24 protein-coding genes are annotated in these 23,116 nt (G+C 64.0%); 2 read left to right on the top strand and 22 right to left on the bottom strand.

Annotated features, from left to right (window positions below; all coding sequences use genetic code 11):
* Positions 1 to 113: 113 nt before the first annotated feature.
* A complete protein-coding gene (locus tag ACTX90_RS05790; protein WP_113606589.1) occupies positions 114 to 722 on the top strand; it encodes a class I SAM-dependent methyltransferase in 609 nt (202 codons plus the stop codon).
* Between the two features lie 34 nt (positions 723 to 756).
* Here the strand turns inward: ACTX90_RS05790 and dapF are convergent, their stop codons facing one another.
* The 20 genes from dapF to dapA form a co-directional block, all read right to left on the bottom strand.
* Entirely contained in the window at positions 757 to 1,686 is a 930-nt protein-coding gene (dapF, locus tag ACTX90_RS05785; protein ID WP_424679039.1) for a diaminopimelate epimerase, read from the bottom strand.
* A gap of 39 nt (positions 1,687 to 1,725) precedes the next feature.
* On the bottom strand, positions 1,726 to 2,643 hold the full coding sequence (miaA, locus tag ACTX90_RS05780) for a tRNA (adenosine(37)-N6)-dimethylallyltransferase MiaA (protein ID WP_047121218.1): 918 nt from the start codon (positions 2,641 to 2,643) through the stop codon (positions 1,726 to 1,728).
* A gap of 4 nt (positions 2,644 to 2,647) precedes the next feature.
* Positions 2,648 to 4,096: a tRNA (N6-isopentenyl adenosine(37)-C2)-methylthiotransferase MiaB gene (gene miaB, locus ACTX90_RS05775; protein WP_244910829.1), complete on the bottom strand. Its 1,449-nt coding sequence runs from the start codon at positions 4,094 to 4,096 to the stop codon at positions 2,648 to 2,650.
* Positions 4,097 to 4,241: 145 nt separating this feature from the next.
* Complete coding sequence (locus ACTX90_RS05770; RefSeq protein WP_424679038.1) at positions 4,242 to 5,078, bottom strand: regulatory protein RecX; 837 nt, start codon at positions 5,076 to 5,078, stop codon at positions 4,242 to 4,244.
* Between the two features lie 59 nt (positions 5,079 to 5,137).
* Positions 5,138 to 6,190, bottom strand: coding sequence for a recombinase RecA (gene recA / locus ACTX90_RS05765; RefSeq protein ID WP_047121153.1), 1,053 nt, complete (start codon positions 6,188 to 6,190; stop codon positions 5,138 to 5,140).
* Between the two features lie 234 nt (positions 6,191 to 6,424).
* Positions 6,425 to 6,622 carry a DUF3046 domain-containing protein gene (locus ACTX90_RS05760; protein WP_237562399.1) on the bottom strand — a complete coding sequence of 66 codons (198 nt, stop codon included), beginning with the start codon at positions 6,620 to 6,622 and terminating at the stop codon, positions 6,425 to 6,427.
* A 128-nt stretch (positions 6,623 to 6,750) separates the two neighbouring features.
* A complete protein-coding gene (locus tag ACTX90_RS05755) occupies positions 6,751 to 7,164 on the bottom strand; it encodes a helix-turn-helix domain-containing protein (RefSeq protein WP_047121151.1) in 414 nt (137 codons plus the stop codon).
* A 195-nt stretch (positions 7,165 to 7,359) separates the two neighbouring features.
* Complete coding sequence (locus tag ACTX90_RS05750; RefSeq protein ID WP_053797709.1) at positions 7,360 to 7,842, bottom strand: CinA family protein; 483 nt, start codon at positions 7,840 to 7,842, stop codon at positions 7,360 to 7,362.
* Between the two features lie 79 nt (positions 7,843 to 7,921).
* On the bottom strand, positions 7,922 to 8,530 hold the full coding sequence (pgsA, locus tag ACTX90_RS05745) for a CDP-diacylglycerol--glycerol-3-phosphate 3-phosphatidyltransferase (RefSeq protein WP_053797708.1): 609 nt from the start codon (positions 8,528 to 8,530) through the stop codon (positions 7,922 to 7,924).
* A 5-nt stretch (positions 8,531 to 8,535) separates the two neighbouring features.
* Positions 8,536 to 11,565, bottom strand: a complete 3,030-nt coding sequence (locus ACTX90_RS05740) for an FtsK/SpoIIIE family DNA translocase (RefSeq protein ID WP_443443453.1) — start codon at positions 11,563 to 11,565, stop codon at positions 8,536 to 8,538.
* A gap of 99 nt (positions 11,566 to 11,664) precedes the next feature.
* On the bottom strand, positions 11,665 to 12,576 hold the full coding sequence (locus tag ACTX90_RS05735) for an ABC transporter substrate-binding protein (protein ID WP_113606594.1): 912 nt from the start codon (positions 12,574 to 12,576) through the stop codon (positions 11,665 to 11,667).
* On the bottom strand, positions 12,573 to 13,340 hold the full coding sequence (locus ACTX90_RS05730; protein ID WP_443443992.1) for an ABC transporter permease: 768 nt from the start codon (positions 13,338 to 13,340) through the stop codon (positions 12,573 to 12,575). The genes ACTX90_RS05735 and ACTX90_RS05730 overlap by 4 nt, the downstream gene beginning before the upstream one ends.
* Complete coding sequence (locus ACTX90_RS05725; RefSeq protein ID WP_443443451.1) at positions 13,337 to 14,035, bottom strand: ABC transporter permease; 699 nt, start codon at positions 14,033 to 14,035, stop codon at positions 13,337 to 13,339. Before ACTX90_RS05725 ends, ACTX90_RS05730 begins: the two co-directional genes overlap by 4 nt.
* On the bottom strand, positions 14,032 to 14,865 hold the full coding sequence (locus ACTX90_RS05720) for an ABC transporter ATP-binding protein (protein WP_424572443.1): 834 nt from the start codon (positions 14,863 to 14,865) through the stop codon (positions 14,032 to 14,034). Before ACTX90_RS05720 ends, ACTX90_RS05725 begins: the two co-directional genes overlap by 4 nt.
* Positions 14,866 to 15,102: 237 nt before the next feature.
* Positions 15,103 to 15,507: a TM2 domain-containing protein gene (locus ACTX90_RS05715; RefSeq protein ID WP_082124108.1), complete on the bottom strand. Its 405-nt coding sequence runs from the start codon at positions 15,505 to 15,507 to the stop codon at positions 15,103 to 15,105.
* A 162-nt stretch (positions 15,508 to 15,669) separates the two neighbouring features.
* The gene (locus ACTX90_RS05710; RefSeq protein ID WP_424572444.1) at positions 15,670 to 16,107 is read right to left on the bottom strand and encodes a hypothetical protein; all 438 of its coding nucleotides are present in this window, start codon (positions 16,105 to 16,107) and stop codon (positions 15,670 to 15,672) included.
* Positions 16,108 to 16,201: 94 nt separating this feature from the next.
* Positions 16,202 to 16,699 (bottom strand): hypothetical protein, encoded by a 498-nt coding sequence (locus ACTX90_RS05705; RefSeq protein ID WP_424572445.1) that lies wholly within the window; start codon positions 16,697 to 16,699, stop codon positions 16,202 to 16,204.
* A gap of 187 nt (positions 16,700 to 16,886) precedes the next feature.
* Positions 16,887 to 17,621: a hypothetical protein gene (locus tag ACTX90_RS05700; protein ID WP_443443448.1), complete on the bottom strand. Its 735-nt coding sequence runs from the start codon at positions 17,619 to 17,621 to the stop codon at positions 16,887 to 16,889.
* A gap of 249 nt (positions 17,622 to 17,870) precedes the next feature.
* Positions 17,871 to 19,538 (bottom strand): ribonuclease J, encoded by a 1,668-nt coding sequence (locus tag ACTX90_RS05695; protein WP_424572653.1) that lies wholly within the window; start codon positions 19,536 to 19,538, stop codon positions 17,871 to 17,873.
* Between the two features lie 58 nt (positions 19,539 to 19,596).
* Positions 19,597 to 20,508, bottom strand: a complete 912-nt coding sequence (gene dapA, locus ACTX90_RS05690) for a 4-hydroxy-tetrahydrodipicolinate synthase (RefSeq protein ID WP_047121140.1) — start codon at positions 20,506 to 20,508, stop codon at positions 19,597 to 19,599.
* Between the two features lie 67 nt (positions 20,509 to 20,575).
* Between dapA and ACTX90_RS05685 the strand changes: the two genes are divergently transcribed.
* Entirely contained in the window at positions 20,576 to 21,763 is a 1,188-nt protein-coding gene (locus ACTX90_RS05685) for a heparan-alpha-glucosaminide N-acetyltransferase domain-containing protein (RefSeq protein WP_443443446.1), read from the top strand.
* A gap of 99 nt (positions 21,764 to 21,862) precedes the next feature.
* Here the strand turns inward: ACTX90_RS05685 and ACTX90_RS05680 are convergent, their stop codons facing one another.
* Both ACTX90_RS05680 and dapB read right to left on the bottom strand, forming a co-directional pair.
* Positions 21,863 to 22,318 (bottom strand): tetratricopeptide repeat protein, encoded by a 456-nt coding sequence (locus ACTX90_RS05680; RefSeq protein WP_047121139.1) that lies wholly within the window; start codon positions 22,316 to 22,318, stop codon positions 21,863 to 21,865.
* Positions 22,315 to 23,073 carry a 4-hydroxy-tetrahydrodipicolinate reductase gene (dapB, locus tag ACTX90_RS05675; RefSeq protein WP_047121138.1) on the bottom strand — a complete coding sequence of 253 codons (759 nt, stop codon included), beginning with the start codon at positions 23,071 to 23,073 and terminating at the stop codon, positions 22,315 to 22,317. The genes ACTX90_RS05680 and dapB overlap by 4 nt, the downstream gene beginning before the upstream one ends.
* Between the last annotated feature and the right edge of the window lie 43 nt (positions 23,074 to 23,116).

Raw genomic sequence — 23,116 nt, 5'->3', positions numbered from 1 at the left:
ACAAAGTCATAGACAAAACTCTATCAGTCTTGTGCGGCCTGGTACATATTGGCTTTGTCACGTTGCCTCCGCCCATATTTGGCCCGTGCGCACGCAACGATAAACTTTGCAGTATGAGCTCGGATCACTACTTCAGCGCCAGCCCCGCCTCGGCCGATGAACGCCGCACGATTTCAGTCGAGTTGAACGGCACCGTTCGCAAGATCCAGACCGCAGCCGGCATCTTCTCGCCTTCCGGTTTGGACAAGGGCACCGAGGTGCTGTTGAAGAACGTTCCGGCGCCGCGTGGCCGCATCTTGGACATCGGCTGCGGCTGGGGACCCATCACGATTACCGCGGCCGAGCAAAGCCCCGGTTCGGAAGTCTACGGCGTCGACGTCAACGAGCGTTCCATCGAGCTGGCCCGCCTGAATGCGCAGAGCTTGGGCCTGGACAACGTGGTGGTCGGCCGGCCGGAAACTGTGGACCCGGAGCTTGAATTCGACACGATCTGGTCGAATCCGCCGATCCGCATCGGCAAGGAAGCCCTGCATGAACTTCTGCTGCTTTGGCTGCCGCGGCTGGCGCCGGGTGGCGAGGCCTGGATGGTAGTGCAGAAGAACTTGGGCAGCGATTCCCTCCAGAAATGGTTGGTCGAGCAGTTGCCAAACGACTGGCGCGTCACCCGTGAAGCCACGGCAAAGGCCTTCCGCGTTTTGAAGGTTTCACGCCCGGCCCAGTAGGTTCGCCGTGCCAGTTGGCTGTGTGGCCCGCCTGCTAGTCCCGGCTGATGATCCCGCGCGCGACCAGTTCCGCCGGCCCGCTCAGGATGGTATCTTCCCGATCGCCGTTGGCAAGGAATGCAACCCCGACCGTGCCTCCGGGAACTTCAACCGACCAATCATTGATCAAGGCGGTGCCGCGCGCCCAGTAGCGCATCGCAGCGGCGGCCGCGCAAGCTCCGGTGCCGCAGGACAGCGTCTCCCCTACCCCGCGTTCGTGGACGCGCATCTTCACTCTGGCCCGGCCGTCTTCGATCAGCGGCTCGGCGGGAACCACGAATTCCACGTTGGTTCCGTGGGGCGGGGCCGGCGAGACTTCCGGGGCGACAAAGAGCTCCAGATCTTCCAGCATGCCTTGGTCCGGAAGCGCTACCACGGTGTGCGGATTGCCCATCGTGATGCTCAGCGCCGGCAACGCCTGTTCCCAGCCGCTGGGGCGGACCATCGAATCCACCGAGTCGGCGGCGGCCTGGTCCTCATGGATCAGGCCCCATGGCCCCAGATTGGCTGCGTACCCGTCCGTCAGCCGGGTGACTTCCTTGACGCCGGCACGGCTGCCGATCTGCAGGCTCTGGCCGACCGCTAGATTGACCAGGCCTTCGGCGATGAGGAAATGCACGAACGCGCGCACTCCATTGCCGCACATCTCGGCGATGGAGCCGTCGTTGTTGCGGTAGTCCATGAACCAGTAGGCCTTGGGATGCTCGATGAACTGCTGCTCATAACCGGACACCTGGGAGGTCGGCACCGCACGGATCAGCCCGTCGCCACCGATGCCGAAATGCCGGTGGCACAGGGCCGCCACCTGTTCGGCGGTGATTTGAAGTGCTCCCGTGGGATCCGCGAGCAAGACGAAGTCGTTTCCGGTTGCATGGCCCTTGGCAAATGCCTGGCCTGCAAGCTGCTGAAGTTCGCTGCGGTACATCCGTGCTCCTCGTGTTTCGTGCTTCGTTCGCTAGTTGCGTCAGTTCCGCTGGGTCCGGGCCACCAGCTCCAGCGCCTGGTCGAGCAGACCGGGCTTGGTCGGGTCGAGCCAGGAGACGCGTTCGTCCGCATTGAACCAGGTGATCTGGCGGCGGGCGAACTTCCGGGTGGCGACCACGGTCTGCTCTATGGCCTCGGCACGTTCGATCTTCCCGTCCAGGAAATCGATGTACTGCTGATAGCCGATGGCCCGCGAAGCGGTCTTGCCTTCGCGCAGTCCCGAATCCAGCAGTCCTGCGACTTCCTGGGCCAGCCCCTTGGAATCCATTTTATGGACCCGGGCTTCCAATGCTTCATGCAACGCAGAGCGCTCGTAATTTAGTCCGATCTGGACTGCAGGCTGGAAGTACTGGCGCTGGGGCATATAGGAGCTGAACGCCCGGCCGGAGATTTCGTAGACCTCCAGGGCGCGGATGGCGCGCCGCTGGTCGAGGTTCCTCGCCGCGGAGACCGGATCCACCTCCGCCAGACGGCGCCGCACCTCTCCGTCTCCATGGGCTTTGACCTCGGCTTCGAGCCGTGCCCGCACCTGTGGATCGGTTGGCGGGAAGTCGATGACGTCCAGCGCGGCACGAACGTACAGTCCGGATCCGCCGACCATGACGGGCACCTTGCCCTTGGCCCGGATCGCCTCGAAGCGTTCGCGGGCCTGAGCCTGGAAGGTTGCGACGGATGCCTCTTCCCGTACGGACATGATGTCCATGAGGTGGTGTTCGATTCCGCCTCGCTCGTCGACGGCGAGTTTGGCGGTACCGATGTCCATGCCCCGGTAGAACTGCAGCGCGTCGGAATTGACGATCTCGCCATTCAAGTTCTGGGCCAGGGCGATGGCCAGATCCGATTTGCCGGTTCCGGTCGGACCGACCACGGCAATGACCGGAAGGTGCGTGGCTTCCATCAAGCTAGCTGCGCACCTTCAGGGTCGGCATCCCCAAGTTGGTGCGTCCCGGCTCGCTGCTGGCGCCGGGAGCCGGCACGCCGCAGCTGTCGGCCTGCGAGCGGTCCCAGGCATCCCCTGCCCGTGAACGGCGCAACTGGTATTGCTCCGCGGTCGGGTCAGAAACCAGGTGGAAGGCGGCTACTTCGGTGATCGGCAAGGTGACCAGGTCGCCGGGGCGCGGCGTCTGGGCGCCCTCGGGAACCGAGAAGTGCACGAGGCGCTGATCCTGCGAACGGCCGGAGAGCCGATGGGTCGTTTCAGCCTTGCGACCGGCATGCTCGGTGACCATGACCTCGACGGTGCGTCCCAACTGCTTGGCGTTTTCCTCCTTGGCAATCCGGTCCTGCAGTGCAGTCAGTCGCTCGTAGCGTTCCTGGACAACGGCCTTGGGCAGTTGCTCGTCCATGGTCGCCGCCGGCGTGCCCGGGCGCTGGGAGTACTGGAAGGTGAATGCCGAGGCAAAACGTGAAGCTTCCACGACGTCCAAGGTGGCTTGGAAGTCTTCTTCGGTCTCTCCGGGGAACCCGACGATGATGTCGGTGGTGATCGCCGCATGCGGGATGCGCTCGCGCACCTTGTCCAGGATTCCGAGGAATTTCTTTGAACGGTAGGAACGGCGCATCTGCTTGAGCACGCGGTCCGATCCGGACTGCAGCGGCATGTGCAGCTGCGGCATGACATTCGAAGTTTCGGCCATGGCTTCGATGACGTCGTCGGTGAATGCCGCCGGGTGCGGGCTGGTGAAACGCACGCGTTCAAGGCCTTCGATTTCACCGCAGGCGCGCAGCAGCTTGCCAAAGGCCAGACGGTCGCCGAATTCGACGCCGTAGGAGTTCACGTTCTGGCCCAGCAGCGTCACTTCGATGGCGCCGTCGTCGACAAGTGCCTGGATTTCGGCAAGGATCTCCCCCGGCCGACGGTCGCGTTCCTTGCCGCGCAGGGAAGGAACAATGCAGAACGTACAGGTGTTGTTGCAGCCAACCGAGATCGACACCCAGCCTGCGTAGACGGACTCCCGGCGGGTGGGCAGCGTCGATGGAAAGACTTCGAGGGATTCGAGGATCTCCAGTTCGGCCTTCTTGTTGTGCTGGGACCGGTTCAGGAGTGCCGGCAGCGAGCCGATGTTATGGGTTCCGAAAACCACATCAACCCAAGGAGCCTTCTTGAGAATGGTGTCGCGGTCTTTCTGCGCCAGGCAGCCGCCGACAGCGATCTGCATTCCTGGCCGGGATTCCTTGACCCCCTTCAGGATGCCGAGGTTGCCATACAGCTTGTTGTCAGCGTTTTCACGCACGGCGCAGGTGTTGAACACCACGACGTCTGCGACCTCTTCAGTCAAATCTTCCGGCTTCCGCGCAAGCCCGGCATCTTCAAGCAGGCCGGAGAGCCGCTCGGAGTCGTGGACGTTCATCTGGCAGCCGAAGGTGCGCACTTCGTAGGTGCGCGGAAGGCCTTCGGACTGGGGGCTGGAAATCGGTTGTTGCTCGCTCACCTTATAAGGTTACCGAATCCGCCGGGACCCTGAAACGAAGGCAATCCTCGGCGCGCGACGATCCTCAGTATTGCCCCTCGTGCCGTCCGAAGCGTTCATCCCATTCTTCGCGGGCCACCTTGAAAGCCATGCCGCCGTTATAGCCCTTGCGCCCCAGCATGCCGACCAGGCGCCGCAGCGCCCTGTCCCGGTCCGCTCCCATTGATTCTGGCCGCAGTTTGGCGCGGACCAGTTCCCGTGCGCGCTGCTCTTCGGTTTCGTCGTCGATCTGTTCCAGCGCTTCGGCTGCGGTTTCGTCGTCGACGCCCTTGGTGCGCAGCTCACGTTTGATCGCGCCGCGCGCCAGTCCGCGGGAACGAGCCCTTGCGGCGACCCACGTCTTGGCAAAACGTTCGTCGTCAACGAGGTTGATTTCTGCGTAGCGCTCGATCACCTCATCGGCGATCTCTTCGGGACAGTCCTTGTCAAGGAGCTTGTCCTTGAGCTGTTTCGCGGTTTTGTCGCTGGCCGTCAGTTGCCGCAGCAGGATCCCGCGGGCTTTTTCACGCCATTGGTCGTCGCTGAGTTCGCCGGTTTCCCCTGACTCACGCGCCGCGCGCCTGGCCTCGCGGGCATCCTTGCGCTCTTTCTTGGTGGGCGCCGCCGGAGCCGGAGCCGAAAGGATTTCGTACATCGCCGCACGCAGTTCATCGACGCTTTCCGGCTTCTTCTTTTCCTGTGCCGGGAGGCTGGCGATGATCCGGCGGTTGGTTGGTGCCAACGTGTCGGAGGAAGCCTTCCTTGCGCCGGCTTCGCCGGTGCCCGGCTTCGCCGGTTGGGACGCTTCTGGCTCGGCCGGGTCTGGCCGGGCCCACTCGGGCATGTCTTCCAGGTCTCCCTGAAATTCATTGGAAACGGACATAGCGTCCGACCCGGAATTGAATCCGGATCGAACGCTACGTCGTTTGAAGCCTGAGCTCACTACTGATCGCCCTCGACGACTCGCAGTTCTGTCTCGTCTTCTTCCACTTCTTCTGCTGGCAAGACGCCGAGCTTCTGCAGGATCTGGCGCTCCAGTTCGGTAGCCAGATCCGGGTTGTCGCGCAGGAAGCGGCGGGCGTTTTCCTTGCCCTGGCCCAGCTGGTCGCCGTCGTAGGTGAACCAAGCGCCGGACTTCTTGACCAGGTTGTGCTCAACACCCATGTCGATGAGCGAGCCCTCGCGGGAAATGCCGTGACCGTACAGGATGTCGAATTCGGCCTGCTTGAATGGAGGCGCCATCTTGTTCTTCACGATCTTGGCACGGGTGCGGTTGCCGACCGGGTTGGTTCCCTCCTTGAGGGTTTCAATACGGCGGATATCGATGCGAACCGAAGCGTAGAATTTCAGGGCTTTGCCACCGGTGGTGGTTTCCGGGCTGCCGAAGAAGACACCGATCTTCTCGCGAAGCTGGTTGATGAAGATCGCGGTGGTCTTCGAAGCCGAGAGGCGGCCGGTGATCTTGCGCAGCGCCTGGGACATCAGTCGGGCCTGCAGACCCACGTGGCTGTCACCCATTTCGCCTTCAATTTCCGCACGCGGCACCAGAGCGGCCACGGAGTCGATGACGATGATGTCCAGCGCGCCGGAGCCGACAAGCATATCCATGATTTCCAGAGCCTGCTCACCGGTGTCCGGCTGGGAAACCAACAGGGCGTCGGTGTCCACGCCAAGCTTCTTGGCGTATTCGGGATCCAAAGCGTGTTCAGCATCGATGAATGCTGCAATGCCGCCGTTGCGCTGGGCGCTTGCCACGGCGTGCAGTGCAACGGTGGTCTTACCGGAGGATTCAGGACCGTAGATCTCCACGACACGACCGCGCGGAAGTCCGCCAATGCCCAGAGCCACGTCCAGCGCAACCGAACCGGTAGGAATTACTTCAATGGGAGCGCGGGTTTCATCACCCAGGCGCATGACCGAGCCCTTGCCGAAGGCCTTGTCGATCTGGCCCAGGACAGACTCAAGTGCCTTTTCCCGATCATTATTTGCTGCCATGGTTCACCTTTGCTCATGCAAGCCATCAATCGACCTGCTCACGATTTCTTGTCCTGCATTAGACAGTATGAGCGCCTACCGACACTTTGGACCCGTGGATCCGGTAAGTGTGGACAAACTCAGAGTTTAAGTTTTCGCGGGCGGTGTTCCGCCTCGTTCACAAACGATTCTATCCGAATAGATGTTCGAAAATCAATGTGGATGTTTCGAATACTCGAAACTGCCCGCCGTTGTCTAGGACTGCTTGGGCTCGATATCTACACCAAGCCAGCGGTCCACCGGCACATCCTGCGCACGGCACAACGCTTCCCACACCTGCTTCGGCTTGATGCCTTTCTTCAGGGCATCGCTCGCTGTCAGGCTGTCCAATTCGGACAGGGCCATGGTATCGGCCAGAACATGGGAATATCGCTGGCCGAATTCATTCTCCATGTTCCGCCAGAAGTCGCTAAGTCTCACTGGAATATCCTCCCACGAATGAGGCGAGGGCCCACGCATTTGCGTGGGCCCTCGCCCGTCGGACCACCCACCTACCGAGGCCTGGTAAGTAGTGGTGAAGCTTAGACCGAAGCCAGCGGCTTGTCGTTGCGGGTTGCAGCGAACTCGTTGGCCATATCGGTTGGAACGGTGTCCGGGATCGCGATGCCTTCGGCCAGTGCGACGCGCTCGGATACTTCGCGCAGCATGAGCGAGAGCGGAATCTCCAGTGCGGAGCAGATGGAGGAGAGCAGCTCGGAGGAAGCTTCCTTCTGTCCACGCTCGACTTCCGACAGGTAGCCCAATGAGACACGGGCGCTATGGGAAACCTCGCGGAGGGTTCGGCCCTGGCGCTGGCGGACGTCTCGCAGGACGTCACCGATTTCATGACGGAGTACTACCATTTTGTGCTCCTCCTTCACGGGCTGGACCATATGGGCTTCTCCCATATCGCGCCAACGGACAACACCATTGACTGTGACGGGTTGCTTGACCATAAATTTAGCCTTTGCTCCTAGGTCCATCTCGAAGATCTGTTCATAACGGGGGCCGTCCTTGCAGCCCTACAATTCGTACAACGGCATGTCATTCGAATTTGTTCCCGTGCTATCACCCTAATCATAAATTTGCGACGTACGCCACAAATCGATGATTCATTGCGGAAATTCCCGGGAAAAGTAGTATTCCGCTCTTTACTGTGAAGAAGCTTTACCCAATATGGCAGCCAGCTGGTTGATGGCTGCGTTGGTGCTCTGCTCGCGGATCTGCGCGCGGTCCCCCACAAAATGGTGCTCCCTGGCTCCGGACTCGCTTCCGGACGCCCAGCCGATGTACACGGTGCCCACGGATTTGCCGTCATGCGGTTCGGGGCCGGCGACACCAGTGGCCGAAACGGCAAGATCCGCCCCGCATGCTCGCTGGGCTCCCACTGCCATCTGGCGTGCTACCTCGGGATCAACGGATCCCTTTTCCGCCAGCAGCTTCTGGTCCACGCCCAGCACCGAGGCCTTGACGTCGCTGGAGTAGCTGACCACCCCGCCGCGCAGCACCGCAGAGGCGCCCGGCACCTCGGCCAAGGTGGCAGCGATCAGCCCGGCGGTCAGTGATTCGGCGGTGGCAAGCTGGAGCTTGTGCTCGCTGGCCATGGAAATCACCGCTGGTGCCTGGTGCCTCATGTGTCACTCCCCTGGATATGGATGGTGCGCACGGGAATGTCTCCGATGCGCACCGATGCTCGTCGGTTGCCGGAATGCGCTAGTTCTGTGCGTTCTTCTTGTACGCGCTGCGCAGGGCGATGGCCTTGAAGATGTACTCGACACCAGTCACCACGGTTACCGCCACGGTCAGCAGCATCAGGGCCCAGGCCACCGCGTGCAGCCAGCCGACGGTATGGGTCAGCGGCAGCAGGTACAGCCCGATGACCACAGCCTGCAGCACGGTCTTGATCTTTCCACCCATGTTCGCGGCGATCACGCCGTAGCGGATGACCACCACGCGCAGCAGGGTGATGCCCCATTCGCGCACCAGGATGGTCACGGTGACCCACCATGGGAGCTCGGCCAGGATGGACAGGCAGACCAGCGCCGAGCCGGTGAGCAGCTTGTCCGCAATCGGGTCGGCGATCTTGCCGAAATTGGTGATCAGCCCGCGGCTGCGGGCCAGGTCGCCATCCAGCTTGTCGGTGTACATGGCCACCACGAAGATGGCCAGCGCCACCCAGCGCCAGGTGCCCTGGGTGCTGTCGTCCGCAAACAGCGCCCAGATGAAGAACGGAACCATGATGATGCGGATCGTGGTCAGCACGTTGGCGATGTTCAACGTCGGCACCGGATTCGGCGGCTCGTGCGAAGCTTGCTCACTCATTCGGGTCAGTTTCTCCCTGTCAGGTCCCAGGCGTCCTCGCCGGAGCCCTCGTCGTCGGAGCCGTCGAAGTAGTCGACGGCCTGCGGCCGGTCATCCAGGTCCTTGGCAACCAGGTCCTCAGCATATTCTGCCACCGGATCCGCGTGGTTCACATTCGCCTCGTCCACCAGCGCCTGCTCGGCGGCGGTGGCCTGCGTGCTGGACGGATCGTCGCCACGCATGGCGGCCAGCACCATCGGCAGGTCGTCCGGCTTGATGAGCACGTCGCGGGCCTTAGAGCCCTCCGACGGGCCCACTACGCCGCGCGACTCCATCAGGTCCATCAGGCGGCCGGCCTTGGCGAAGCCCACACGCAGCTTGCGCTGCAGCATCGAGGTGGAACCGAACTGGCTGGTGACCACCAATTCGGTGGCCTGCAGCAGCAGCTCCAGATCGTCTCCGATGTCCTCGTCGATCTTCTTCTTTTCCGCGACCGGCATGACGTCGTCGCGGTATTCGGGCTGCAGCTGGGCCTTGACGTGCTCCACCACGCGGTGGATCTCCGACTCGGTGACCCAGGCGCCCTGCACGCGCATCGGCTTGGAGGTGCCCATGGGCAGGAACAGGGCGTCGCCCTGGCCCAGCAGCTTCTCCGCGCCCGGCTGGTCGAGCACCACGCGGGAGTCGGTGACCGAGGAGGTCGCGAACGCCATGCGCGATGGCACGTTGGCCTTGATCAGGCCGGTGACCACGTCCACGGACGGGCGCTGGGTGGCCAGCACCAGGTGGATGCCGGCGGCGCGGGCCAGCTGGGTGATGCGGACGATCGAGTCCTCGACGTCGCGCGGGGCGACCATCATCAAGTCGGCGAGCTCGTCGACGATCACCAGCAGGTACGGGTAGGGCTTGAGCACGCGCTTGGAACCCTCGGGCGGGTGCACCTTGCCGGCCTTGACCGCCTTGTTGAAGTCGTCGATGTGCTTGAAGCCGAAGTTGGCCAGGTCGTCGTAGCGGGTGTCCATCTCGCGCACGACCCAGCCCAGCGCCTCGGCAGCCTTCTTCGGGTTGGTGATGATCGGGGTGATCAGGTGCGGCACGCCCTCGTAGGCGGTCAGCTCCACGCGCTTGGGGTCCACCATGACCATGCGGACCTGGTCAGGGGTGGAGCGCATCAGGATCGAGGTGATCATGGAGTTCACGAACGAGGACTTGCCCGCACCGGTGGCGCCTGCCACCAGAAGGTGCGGCATCTTGGCCAGGTTCGCCACGACGAACCCGCCTTCGACGTCCTTGCCCACGCCCATGACCATCGGGTGCTCGGTCTTGCGCGCATTCTGGCTGCGCAGCACGTCGCCCAGGGCCACAACTTCCTTGTCGGTATTCGGGATCTCGATGCCGATGGCGGACTTGCCCGGGATCGGGGACAGGATACGCACGTCGGAGGAGGCCACCGCGTAGGAGATGTTCTTGGACAGCGCGGTGACCTTCTCCACCTTGGTGCCCGGGGACAGCTCGATCTCGTAGCGGGTCACCGTCGGCCCGCGGGAGAACCCGGTGACCTGGGCGTCGACCTTGAACTGCTGCAGGGTGTTGGTCAGCGCGTCGACCACGACCTGGTTGGCTTCGGAGGCTTCCTTGGCCGGAGGGCCCGGCGGCAGGAAGTCTGCCGAGGGCAGGGTGTAGGTGATGTCCCCGGAAAGCTGCAGCTGCTCGGTGCGCGCAGGGATGGGCGGCTGCGGGGTGCCGGAGAGCCCGGCAGCGCGCGAGGAGACCTGGTCCATGGCGCTGGTGGCGGCTTCAGGCTCGGCCTTCAGCCCGATGCTCTCCATGATCTGGGCCATCTCGGCCTCGGCCTTTGTCGGGCGCTTCACGCCCGGAGGCGGGGTCTGCGGATCCGGCTGGGCGTCCTGGTCCGGTTCGATGTCCACCGCGCGGTGCGCGACGGTCGGGTGCTCGGAGGCCAGCTGCTCCCGCGAGAAGGCCTGGGTGGCCGCCTCGTCGGCGTCGAAGACCTCCGAGGAGCGGTTGCGGTGGACCGCTGGCAGCGAGGTGGTGGCGGCTTCGGCCGGCTCGGCCGAGTCCTCGTCGATGACCGCCTTGTCGTAGGCGACGTCGCCGCTGCGCTCGGAGTCCTCGTGGCCGTCCACGTCGTAGACCTCGGTGACCTTGCGGGCCGCGGCGCGGCGCTCGAAGAAGCCGGGCTTCTTTTTCTTCGGCGCCGGAGTTTCCTCTTCCTGCGGGTAGAGGTAGGACTGGTCGTGGTCCTCGGTCTCGGCGTTCAGCTCGCCGCCGCCGCGAGCGCCGGCGTGCGAGGAAGCGCGGGCCGGGCGTTCGGCATCGGGGTCCTGGCCCAGCAGCCGGTTGTAGCCCGCGCGGATGCGCGTCGGTATCTGGGTGATCGGAGTGGCCGTGACGATCAGCAGCGACATGAACACTAGGAAGATGAAGACGGCCATGGCTCCGGGGACCGAAATCAGCAGACCCAACGGGGTGCCCAGGATGGAACCGGCCATGCCGCCGGCATTCCAGAGCACGTCGAAGTCCTCGGACACCGCCGGCGAGCCATTGGCCAGCGAAGCGATGGAGGACCCGGACAGCGTCATGATCAGCAGGCCGATGCCGATGCGGTTGTTCTCGGTCACCGCCTCCGGGTAGCGGAACAGGCGGAAGGCGCCCACGAAGAGGATGATCGGCAGCAGCACGGCCATGAAGCCGAGCGTTCCGCCGACCACCGCGTGCACTCCGGTTCCGAACCAGCCCGCGTCGCGTAGCCCCCACCATTCGATGATCGCCACGACGATGGCGATCAGGGCGAGGAAGAGTCCCGTGCCGTCGCGCCGCAGCTCGTACTCGGGCTTGACGGTGCCGCCGATGCGTCGGAAGGCGCCACCGAAGATCCGGGCGATGCCCATCCACACGCTGCGGATCATGCGCAGCGGCAGGGGCAGTTCCTGTTCCGGATTTTCGGTGGGTTTCTTGGAGGACGAGGTGCCGGACGCCTTGGGTTTACGCGTCGTTGGCTTCTTCGCCCCCTGAGACTGGGTACGTGGGGCCATGATTCTAGGGTATCGCCCTCCGCTGGGAACGCACCGAATTTACACGTGAACCCGGTGCTCCCTCGGCGCTAGAGAATAATCACGCCCCGTCGGGCAGGCTCAGCCGTTGCTACCCAACCACGCGCTGGCAATGTCCTGCGCGGACTTCTGATCCACGGTGCTCTGGACATTCAGGTTGACCAGTTCCTCGGCGGAGAGCTTGGCGCTGATCGGGTTGATCACTGCCGCGAGCTCTTCGGACTTGTCGGCTTCGACCACCGGGACCACGTTGGAGGCGAGGAACAGCGCCTTCGGGTCGTCCAGGACCACCAGCTTGTCCGTCTTGATCCGCGGGTCGGCGGTGAACACGTTGGCCACGTTCACCGTTCCGGCGTTCAGGTCTTCCACGGTGGTGTCTCCCGTGGCCGAGAATGCCACGTCGACTCCGTACGTCTTGCTCAGGCCCTTCGGGCCGTAAGGCCGCTCGGCCAGCTCCGGCGGACCTCCGAGGGTGAGCTTCTGCGACACCTTGGCCAGATCCTCGATCGACGAGACGCTGTTGTCCTTGGCGAACTTCTCGGTGACCGTGTACGAATCCTGGTCCGAGGCCTGGGCCTGGTCCAGCACCGCCAGGGAGTCGGGCAGCGCCTTGCCGAGCTCGTCATACACGTCTTCCGACGCGCGGGCTGAGGTTTTCGGCTCGAAATACTGCAACAGGTTGCCGGTGTATTCGGGCATGATGTCGATGCTGCCGTTCTCCAGCTGCGGCATGTACGCATCGCGCTGCCCGATGTTGAACTTCCGTTCCACGGTGAAGCCTGCCTTTTCCAGCGCCTGGGCGTAGATCTCCGCGATGATCTCATTCGAGTAGTACGCCTGCGAGCCCACGACCACGCTCTTGTCCGATTCCCCGGAGGCTCCGGCGCTTGGCTCGTTGGCCAGCGGATCGCTGGAACCGCATCCGGCCAGCGCCAGCATTCCGGCCAGCGCCAGGACCGAGGCCGCCCGGGCCTTATGCATTGGGAACTTCATGTTCGCGTCCTTTCAACGGGGCGATCTATCTGTAACTCAAGGGTGTTTCCGTCACCCGCGCCGTGCCCGCCGGGTGCGTCGCGGTCCCCGGCACGGGTGCTGCGCAGCCCGCGGGGAACCGACATCTTCTGGGCCAGGGCCATCAGCAGCTCCAGGATGAGCGCGAGCGCCGCGACCAAGAGCGCGCCGCCGAGCACCATGTCGTAGCGCCTGAGGTTCAGGCCGGTGATGATCGGCAGGCCCAGTCCCCCGAGGTTGACGTAGGCGGCGATGGTGACGGTGGCTGCCACCTGCAAGATGGCCGAACGCAGGCCGCCCACCAGCAGCGGCAGGCCCAAGGGAATCTCGACCTTGGCCAGGATCTCGCGTTCGGTCATGCCCATGGCGCGGGCGGCGTCGATGGTTTTGCGGTCGATGGATTCAAGCCCGGTATAGGCGCCGGCCAGGATGGACGGGATGGCGAGCAGCACGAAGGTGATGAGCGCGGCTTCCGGCTTGTGCAGCACCCCGGCCAGCAGCACCAGCAGGATCAGCAGTCCGAAGGAGGGAACGGCTCGGGCCAGCCCGGAGACAGCCACCGCGATTTCGCGTCCGCGTCCGGTATGGCCGATGGCCCAGCCGGCGGGGATGGCGATGACCGCGGCGATCGCGACGGCGAGCGCCGTGTACATCAGGTGCTGTCCGAGCAGGAGCAGCAGCGAGTTCGGCCCGCTCCACTGGGCGGGGTCGGTGAGCCAGGTGAAGGCTTCGCGCAGCAGGTTCATCGGGTGCCCACCGCCTGCGGGGCGCGGTTCCGTGCGCGGCGTGCGCGCCGTGCGCGCCGCGGCTGCGCGGCGGTCCATGGCATAAGCCAGCGCCCGGCCAGCACCAGCAGCAAGTCGATGATCAGCGCGATCAGCGCCACCGCGAGGACGCCGGCGAGCACCTCGGGGATGATGCGCCGCTGCAGGCCGTTGGTGAACAAGTAACCCAGGTTGGTCACGCCGACCAGGATGCCCACGGTGGCCAGCGAGATGGTGCTGACCGAGGTGACGCGCAGCCCGGCGAGGATCACCGGGCCGGCCAGCGGAAGCTCCACCGCGGCGAAGCGCCGGCCGGGGCCGTAGCCCATGGCCGTGGCGGCCGAGCGGGTCTGCGGATCAACCGAGTCCAAGCCGTCCACCACGCAGCGGACCATGATGGCCAGCGCGTAGATGGTCAGCGCCACGATGAGGTTCGCTTCGCTGATGGCGCTCATTCCGGTGACGACCGGCAGGATCATGAGCAGCGCCAGCGAGGGGATGGTGTAGAGCAGGCCGGTGCCGGTCACCACCAGTCCGCGTAGCGCCTTGTAGCGCCAGGCGGCCCAGCCCAGGGGCAGCGAGACCAGGAAGCCGGCGGCGATCGCCCACAGGCTTTGGCGCAGGTGCTCCATGGCCAGCGTCCCGATCAGGTCGAGGTTCTCCAGGATCCAGTTCATGCCCGGTCCAGGTCGTTCTCGTCGATCAGGCGTCCCTGGGTCCTGCCCTGGGGGTCCACCAGCACCGTGCCGGTAGGCGTCTGCTTCAGGCGCAGGGCGCGCTGCCCGCGTTCGGCCCCGATGAACGAGGCGACAAAATCGTTGGCCGGCGATTCGATGATCTGGCTGGGGGTTCCCACCTGCAGCTTCCGGGCCTGCTCGGAGAGGATGACCACCTGGTCCCCCAGCAGGAACGCCTCGTCGATGTCGTGGGTGACGAAGATGATCGTTTTGCCCAGCTCCCGCTGCAGCCGCAGCAGCTCCTGCTGCAGTTCGGTGCGCACGATCGGGTCCACCGCGCCGAAGGGCTCGTCCATGAGCAGGATGTTCGGTTCCGGGGCCAACGCCCGGGCGACGCCGACGCGCTGCTGCTGGCCGCCGGAGAGCTGGTGCGGATACCTGTCGGCCAAGCCGGAATCCAGTCCCACCGTCGCCATCAGTTCAAGTGCCCGGTTGCGGGCCTTGCCGCGGGAAGTTCCCTTGAGCCTGGGTACCGTGGCGATGTTCTCCGCGACGGTGAAGTGCGGGAGCAACCCGGCGTTCTGCATGACATAGCCGATGCTGCGGCGCAGCTGGACCGGGGACCCGGAGCCGATGTCCTGCCCATCGATCCTGATGCTCCCGGCGGAGGGTTCGACCATGCGGTTGACCATGCGCAGCAGCGTCGTCTTGCCGCACCCGGAGGATCCGACGAACACCGTGGTGCGGTGCGCTGGCACTTCGAGGGAGAAATCGCTGACCGCCGTGGTGCCGCCCGGGTAGCTCTTGCTGACTGCGTCGAATTCGATCATGGGCGGACACCGTCCGCATCCTGGATCTGCAGCGCACGGTGCGACGCTGGCCTCAGGGGATTCGTCAAGGCGTTCATTTGCCCCATTCTGCCTAATCCGAGGCTTCCTGCACAGTCCCGCTCGCAAATCTTCAGCATTAGTTCAGTTTGTCATCCCAGATCAGGAACGTATAAGTGATCGCAAAAGAATGACCCCGCGAAATTCTCTGCGAGATTTCACGGGGTCATCGACAGCTCTTTAGAAGGACTGCCACTGATCGAGGTAGTCCGGGGCGTTCACGCTGCCGAAACCAATTCCGAGGACCAGCAGAATGATCGAAATGATCCATGCGGTCTTCTTGTGCTCTTCGTACCCGGCCAGACGGTAGCCGTACTTGTCGCGCATGCCGCCGGCAAGGATCAAGATGATGTCCACGATGAGCCAGATGCCGAAACCGCCGAGGGTGATCAGCTTGAGGATTCCGGTGCCGATCTTCCCGAGGTAGAAGCGATCGATGCCCAGACCTCCGAGGAACCACGAGAGCAGCCACGTTGCAATGAAGCTCTTGTGGCCTTCACCGTTGTTGTGCTGCTCGTAAGGGTTGGACGGATACGAGCTGGTGGAGTTGGCGTAGTAATTCGGCGGGTTTGGCGGAACTGACATGAGGAATCCTCGCGATGCGGTTGATGGTGGTGAGGCGCGGGCCTCAATGAGGATGGGAGACCAATGTTTAAGCACAACTGATCTAGAGATTCCTCGGGATCCACACTAGTGAATAGCGGCATCTCCTACCAACTACGCATGGATTCACAACGGGTTGGCCTCTCAGGCCGCCGATTCGGCATTGCGTCCGGACAACCTTGGCGTGATCATCCAAACGCTTGACACGGACAGTGCGAGGTACCCTGCCGCACTCCAGATCCAGAAGCCTGCAGGTGCGCCCGGCAAGAGAAGCAGCAATCCGGCGCCGGAAACAAGCAGGGTCGCCACGGCGGCCCCGGTGGCCGCTGCACCCCGCGGGGTTGCCGCACTGCCCGGATTCCGGCGACGAGCCTGGAGCGCCATTCCAGCGAGGGCGCCCAACCCGGGAATCAGCCCGGCGCCGGCGCCGAGCATGGCTCCGTTGGCCAGTGCGCCGAAAGCTATGGCGAACGAATCCGTCAGTCGTCCCGAGGTTGTCAACGTTTCGACCAGTAGACCCCAGTGGTTCAGTATTCCCAGCAAAGCGCCGAGCACTGCGCCGACAAGCACCGTTCCAGCCACTAAGCGAAGTGAAATCCGTTGAACTTCCGGTGCGGGAGCGTGTGACACGTGGGCAGAACCTTTCGTTGGGCAAATAATTTGCTGGTACGGGCTGTCATGTCGCGGGCCCTTGGCTGGCATCCGCGCGGTTCAACACCAGCAGGGTTCCGAAAGCCAAGATGAAGCACCACGCCAGCAGGCCGAAGGTGGTGGCGTAGACGAATCCTAGATTTGGTTCCTCGCTGAGAACGGTTGAGAAGATCAGCACTGCGGGAATCAGCCCGCCGGTCATTGAGCCCATGCCACCGGCGGCTGCTTGCTGAAGTGCCGTCGCTTTCGGGCGTCGGGCTTCGAGGATTCCCAAGGCCGCATAGGTCGCAGACCACGAGAGTATTCCCAGCGCCAAGCCGCTGAGCATCGCGGCCGGAAGCACCACCAATGCCAGATCCAGGAGGTAGCCGCCATCAAGCATCTCCTCCGCTGCTGTCCCGATGAATTGGGGTCCCCACCAAGCGGCGACGGAAATCGTTCCGGACAGCACCCCGAGGCCCGCGGCTGTCCAGAACAGCCGTTTGCCCATGGTGCCGAGGTCGCGTGCTCGTTGACGGATCATAGGCCAATCCTAGCCCGGGGGCTTCGCGGTCGACGCCGAGGAATCCGGAGATGACGCCTTGTTCCGCAAACCTGCTCAGATTCGACTCGACGAGGCCTGCGGACGGCGCAAAGCCTGCATCTTCCCCTGGCTGGCGGGACGATGCAGGCTTCTGAGCAACCGGTCCGCTACGGCATCGCGGATAAGACTACTTGGTCACGGTCTTGGTTGTGGTGGGCGCGGCCCATGTTGCTGTCGGGATCGTCAGCCTGTAGCTCTTCTTCTTCGGCTGCTTCACGGTAATCTTCGCCGTGCCCTTCTTGAGGTCAACGGTCTTCAAGGTCTTCCAGGTGTTGCCCGACTTCACCTGGAACTTGGCCTTCTTGCCGTTGTACTGGGCGTAGCGGTACTTCTCCGGCGAATAAACCTGTGCCGTGGCCGTCAAGGTGACCTTGCTACCCGAGCGGGTCGCTTTCAGCGTGCTCTTGGTCTTGCCCCGCACATAGAACGTCTTGCTGCTGTAGTCGGTGTAATCGCTGTAGTCGGAGAAGTATTCGCCGAAGTACGAATCCCAGTAGTCGTACTCGGCGAAGATGTCAGCCGGTCCAACCTTGTAGGCACCCAAGCCGTAAAGGCTCGGGCAGACAGAGGCCCTGTCCGATACGCGACGTCCCTCCATCCACAAGGCATCAACCACACCGCCGTTTCGCGTGACGTCGATAATCCCATAGGAATCGACGTAGTCGCCTTTGATCTTGGTGCTGGCAGACACCGGAATATTGCGGCAGTTCGAGTCCCCGACGGTGATCGACGACACCGAATAGCCGGTGATGTCGATCGGGCGTTCGCTGGCCTGCGCCGGAGCCGCGGCCACGGTGAGGGCCCCGACCAGGCCCATCGTTGCCAGCGCGCCCATGGCGCGTGATAGTGCAGTTTTCCTCATGAGGTCCCCCAGAATGCGTGTGAGTGCGATGCCGTTGCGACATCGAGCTCAACAAAGCATATGGGAGGCATCGGACATTTTTACTGGTTTTCGCCGGAATATTTCGCCCTGGCTCGACATCACGAATAAATCGTTGGGGTGCGGCCCTTGCCGCGCGACGGACCGGGCGACCCGCGGATCGCACAACGCAGGGTTAAACAGCGGAACCCCGCCCGGGGGCAGGGTTCCGCGGTTCGGTGTTCCAGAAGCCTAGGCTTCGAGCACCACAGGTACGATCATCGGGCGGCGGCGCAGCTTGCGCGAAACCCACGAGCCGATCACGCGGCGCGTGATCTGCTGCAGCTGGTGCGTGGTGTGGTTCGGGTTGTTCGCAACCGCCTCCACGATCGCGGCGGCGATCTTCGGCTTGATCTCGTTGAAGACCGAGTCCTCTTCGGCCACGCCGCGGGCGTGGATGTCCGGGCCGGAGATGATGGTGCCGTTCTGGCGGTTGATCACGGTGATGACCGAGATGAAGCCCTCCTCGCCCAGGGTGACGCGGTCCTTCAGGTCGTCGTCGGTGATGGTGCCGACCTTGGAGCCGTCAACGTAGACGTAGCCGCATTCGACCTGGCCGACGAGCTTGGCCACGCCGTCCTTGAGGTCGATGACCGAGCCGTCCTCGGCCAGCAGCACGTTCTCCTCCGGCACACCCGACTGCGCGGCCAGGCGGCCGTTGGCGATCAGGTGGCGGGTTTCGCCGTGCACCGGCAGCACGTTCTTCGGGCGCAGGATGTTGTAGCAGTACAGCAGCTCGCCGGCCGAGGCGTGCCCGGAGACGTGGACCTTGGCCATGCCCTTGTGGATGACCTCGGCGCCCAAGCGCATCAGGCCGTTGATCACGCGGAAGACCGAGTTCTCGTTGCCCGGGATCAGGCTGGAAGCCAGGATCACGGTGTCGCCCGGGTTGATCTGCACCTTGTGCTCGCCGTTGGCCATGCGCGAGAGCGCGGCCATCGGCTCACCCTGCGAGCCGGTGGACATCAGCACGACCTTGTGGTCCGGCAGCTGGTCGATCTGCTTCAGGTCGACCAGTACGCCCGGCGGGATGTCCAGGTAGCCCAGGCGTTCGGCGATGCCCATGTTGCGCACCATCGAGCGGCCGATGAAGGCCACCTTGCGTCCGTGCATGGCCGCGGCGTCCAGCACCTGCTGCACGCGGTGCACGTGCGAGGAGAAGGAAGCGACAATGATGCGGCGGCGGGCGCGGGCGAACTTGGCTTCGAGCACCGGGCCGATTTCGCGTTCGGCGACGGTGAAGCCCGGCACCTCCGCGTTGGTGGAGTCCGGCAGGAACAGGTCCACGCCTTCCTCCCCGAGGCGGGCGAAGTGGCGCAGATCGGTGATGCGGCCGTCCAGCGGCAGCTGATCCATCTTGAAGTCGCCGGTGTGCAGCACGGTGCCGGCCTCGGTGCGCAGGAAGACCGCCAGGGCGTCCGGGATGGAGTGGTTGACCGCGACGAATTCGCATTCGAAGTTGCCGACCTGGGCGATCTCGCCCTCCACCACGATGTTGCTGTTGGCCTTGATGCGGTGCTCGGCCAGCTTGGCTTCGACGAAGGCCAGGGTCAGCTTGGACCCGTACAGCGGGATGTCTTCGCGAAGGCGCAGCAGGTACGGCACCGCACCGATGTGGTCCTCATGGCCGTGGGTGAGCACGAGGCCCACCACGTCGTCCAGGCGGTCCTTGATGTATGAGAAGTCCGGCAGGATCAGATCCACGCCAGGCTGGTGCTCCTCGGGGAAGAGCACGCCGCAGTCCACGATCAACAGCTTGCCGTCGAGCTCGAACACTGTCATGTTTCGGCCGACTTCGCCCAAGCCTCCGAGGGGGACGATGCGCATGGTCCCCTTCTTCACCTTGGCCGGGGTCTGCATGCGCGCAGAATCGGCCTTTCCTACTGAACTCTCAGTCATATGCGGTTATACCCTTTCGTTACAGATCCCATCCGCCTTCACGTAGGTCCGCGCGGATGGCATCGAGTTCTGCGTCCGACGGTGCCAGCAGCGGCAGTCGGACGACGGTGTTCGGCAGGACACCCTGCCAGTGAAGTCCATATTTTGCGGCGACCGCGCCCTGGATGTGGCTCATGATGCCGCGCTGGATCGGGTCCAGCTCGAAGTGTGTAGCGCGTGCAGTGGCCAGATCCCCGGCATGCATTGCATTAACCAGCGTACGGTATTTGGCGGCCGCGACGTGAGCGGAGACCGAAACCACGCCGACGGCGCCCGCGGCCATGAGCGGCAGGGTCAGCCCGTCGTCGCCCGAGTACACATGCAGGTTGGTCTTGGCCAGCACGGTGGTGGTGGACTGGTAATCGGCCTTGGCGTCCTTCAACGCGATCACCTGCGGGATCTTCGCCAGTTCGATGATCGTCTGCGGGGCCAGCGAGATGCCGGCCCGGCCGGGGATGTCGTAGAGCATGATGGGCAGTTCCACGGCTTCGGCGATCGCCTTCACGTGGGCGATGACACCTGCCTGGCTCGGCTTGTTGTAGTACGGGGTGGTGACCAGGATGCCGTCAACGCCGGTTTCCTTGGCGGCCAGCGACAGTGCGATGGAGTGGCGGGTGTCGTTCGTGGTGGATCCGGCGAGCACCGCGGCGCGGTCTCCGACGGCCGCGACTACTGCGCGGAACAGGCCCACGTTTTCCTCGTCGGTCAGGGTCGAGGTCTCGCCGGTGGTGCCGGTGACGACCAGGCCGTCGCAGCCATCGTCCACGAGCTTGGCGGCCAGCTTGGCGGCCATTTCATAATCGACCTCACCAGCGTCGGTGAAGGGCGTGACCATCGCGGTCAGCACCGTGCCAAAGGGGAACGCCTGATTATCAATTGCACTTGTAGCCATGGGATTAAATCTACACTCGCGCATGTTGCGATGGCATCTTCCGACAATTCCGTGATGCGATAACTCCATGGACCAATCGAGCAAACCGTCACGGCTGCTGGGGGTGGATGCGGCACGTCTTGCCGCCATCCTAGGCATGTTCGCGGCCCACATTTTCAGCCTGTACGAAAGGGGGCCCGAAGGGGCCTACTCCCCTACGTTTACCGGGGCTGTAGCCGCGGGGCGGGCTTCGGTTTTGTTCATGGTTTTGGCCGGAGTTTCGCTGACGCTGCTGACGCGTTCGCTAGCGCGCAGGGGCTTTTCCAACCCCAAGGTTTACTCAGTCCTTGCCCTGAGAGCATCAATTATTGCCGTGCTCGGAATGCTGATTGGACCGTCAAATGAAGGCATTGCGGTCATTTTGGTTCACTATGGCCTACTTTTCCTGTTGCTTCCTCTGGCCCTGAGGCTCTCAAGAACAACAATTTGGGTAGTCTCAGCCCTATGGCTGCTGATCATGCCTATACTGTGGCGGCCCTTGGCGCACGCCTGGGAGGGCCAGACGCTCGGGCACAACCCGACCTTTCTCGACCTGCTCACCCCAGAGCTGCTGCTCAAGGACATCTTGGTCACCGGCTACTACCCGCTGATGGTCTGGGTCGGATTCGGGCTGCTGGGCATCGCGCTGGGGCGCACGTGCCTGGCTTCGCCGGCGACCGCCGCAAAGCTCGCCGCAGGCGGGGCGGCGGCGGCCCTTACGACGCTCGCGCTCGGCTGGGCGGCTACGAGCCGGTTTACCGAGCAGATCGCAGCCGCCGTACGGATCCCCCTGGACGACGTGGGCGCACTGGTGGCCGCCGGCCGTCTGCCGCGAGTCAGCCTGGATCCGTTGTTGGCGGACCCCTCCTACATCTGGCTGCCCACCGCGCACAGCACCTCACTGGTCTTCACCCTCCATGCGGCCGCCTGCGCCGTCACGGCGATCGGCCTGATGCAGCTGGTCGTTCCGTTGCTGGGCCTGGTGGGCTGGTTCCTTGCCGGGGCGGGACGGGCCCCGTTGACGCTGTACGCGGGGCATATTCTGGTCCTGCCCCTGATGCAGGACTACCTGCCGCCGATGGCGATCTGGTGGATCCTGTGCGCGGCTACCGCGGCGCTGGGGCTCTGGCTCGGATTCACCAAGTCCACCGGCCCTCTGGAATACGTGGTGCGGGTCCTGAGCGGCGCCGACTCCGAGCCACCCGGCAGGGGCGCTTCGGCCCCGCCGTCCCGCTGAGCCGGTGGCGCCGGCTCCCGACGAACACCCAAAAGATCCCCGCCTTCCTTGGTCGAGGAGGACGGGGACCTGTGCTGTCGTAGGCAATGCGCCGCAGGATTAGACCGCTCCGGTCTTCTGCTCCTGGCGCCAGAAGCCGATGGACGTGCGCATCGAGTTGCGCGCCCGGCGCTTGTCGCCGCAGGCCTCGTAGGCCAGGGCCAGACGGTACCAGGACTTCCAGGACTCCGGGTTTTCCTCCACATCGCGTTGGTGGTTGGGGAAGTCGGCATCCGCGGCTTCACGCACGAACCGTCCCGACGGCATGCGCGGCAGGTCCTCGGGCAGTTCGCCCAGCGTGGCCAGGGTCTTGCCCATGGCTTCGGTGCGCAGTCCGAACAGGACTTCGCGGATCAGGATCCAGACGCCGAACGCGGGAACCACCAGAATGGCGACACCCATGATCTTTGCCGTCAGCGAATCGGTACCCATGAAGCGGAACGCCTGGGTGAATGCCATGCCGATATACAGGGCGAAGAGAATGAGGATTCCGCCGACCCAAAGTTTTGTTTTCACTGGCCCAGCTCCAGGTAACCGTCCAGCCCATAGGTCAGTCCCGGGCGCGAGGCCACGGTGCGCAAGCCCAGCAGCACGCCTGGCATGAACGAGGCGCGGTCGTAGGAATCATGGCGCAAGGTGAGCTGCTCGCCCGGACCGCCGAGCAGGACTTCCTGGTGGGCGACCAGGCCGCGCAGGCGCACCGAATGCACGTGGATGCCATCCACCTCGGCTCCGCGAGCGCCGTCCAGCTGGGTTTCGGTGGCATCCGGGCTCGGAGCGACGCCTGCGGCCTCGCGGGACTTGGCAATCAGCTCGGCGGTGCGCACGGCGGTGCCGCTGGGTGCGTCGACCTTGTTCGGGTGGTGCAATTCAATGATTTCCACCGATTCGAAGTACTTGGCGGCGGTGGCCGCGAACGCGCTGGCCAGCACGGATCCCAAGGCGAAGTTCGGGGCGATCAGCACGCCGTTCTCGGGGTGCTCGGCCAGGAGCGCTTCGAGCGCAGCGCGGCGCTCGTCGCTCCACCCGGTGGTGCCGACCACCGCATGCAGCCCGTGTTCGATGGCGAAACGCACGTTCTGCTCGGTGGAGGCGGGGACAGACAGATCAACGATGTGGGTGGCTCCGGCATCGATGATCTGCTGGAGGTCGTCCCCTCGCCCCAGGCTCGCTACCAGTTCCATATCTGCTGCGTCGGTGACGGCCTTGACCGCTTCCGAGCCCATACGTCCGGCCGCGCCGAGCACGGCCACCTTGATCTGTGCACTCATGCCTTTAACCCTATCGCCAACAAAGGTGTGCGATGGATTTGCG

The organism is Glutamicibacter soli (assembly GCF_052322135.1).
Taxonomy (GTDB): Bacteria; Actinomycetota; Actinomycetes; order Actinomycetales; family Micrococcaceae; genus Glutamicibacter; species Glutamicibacter soli.
The sequence above is the reverse complement of the archived record's forward strand: the minus strand, read 5'-3'. Positions and strand labels throughout refer to the sequence as shown.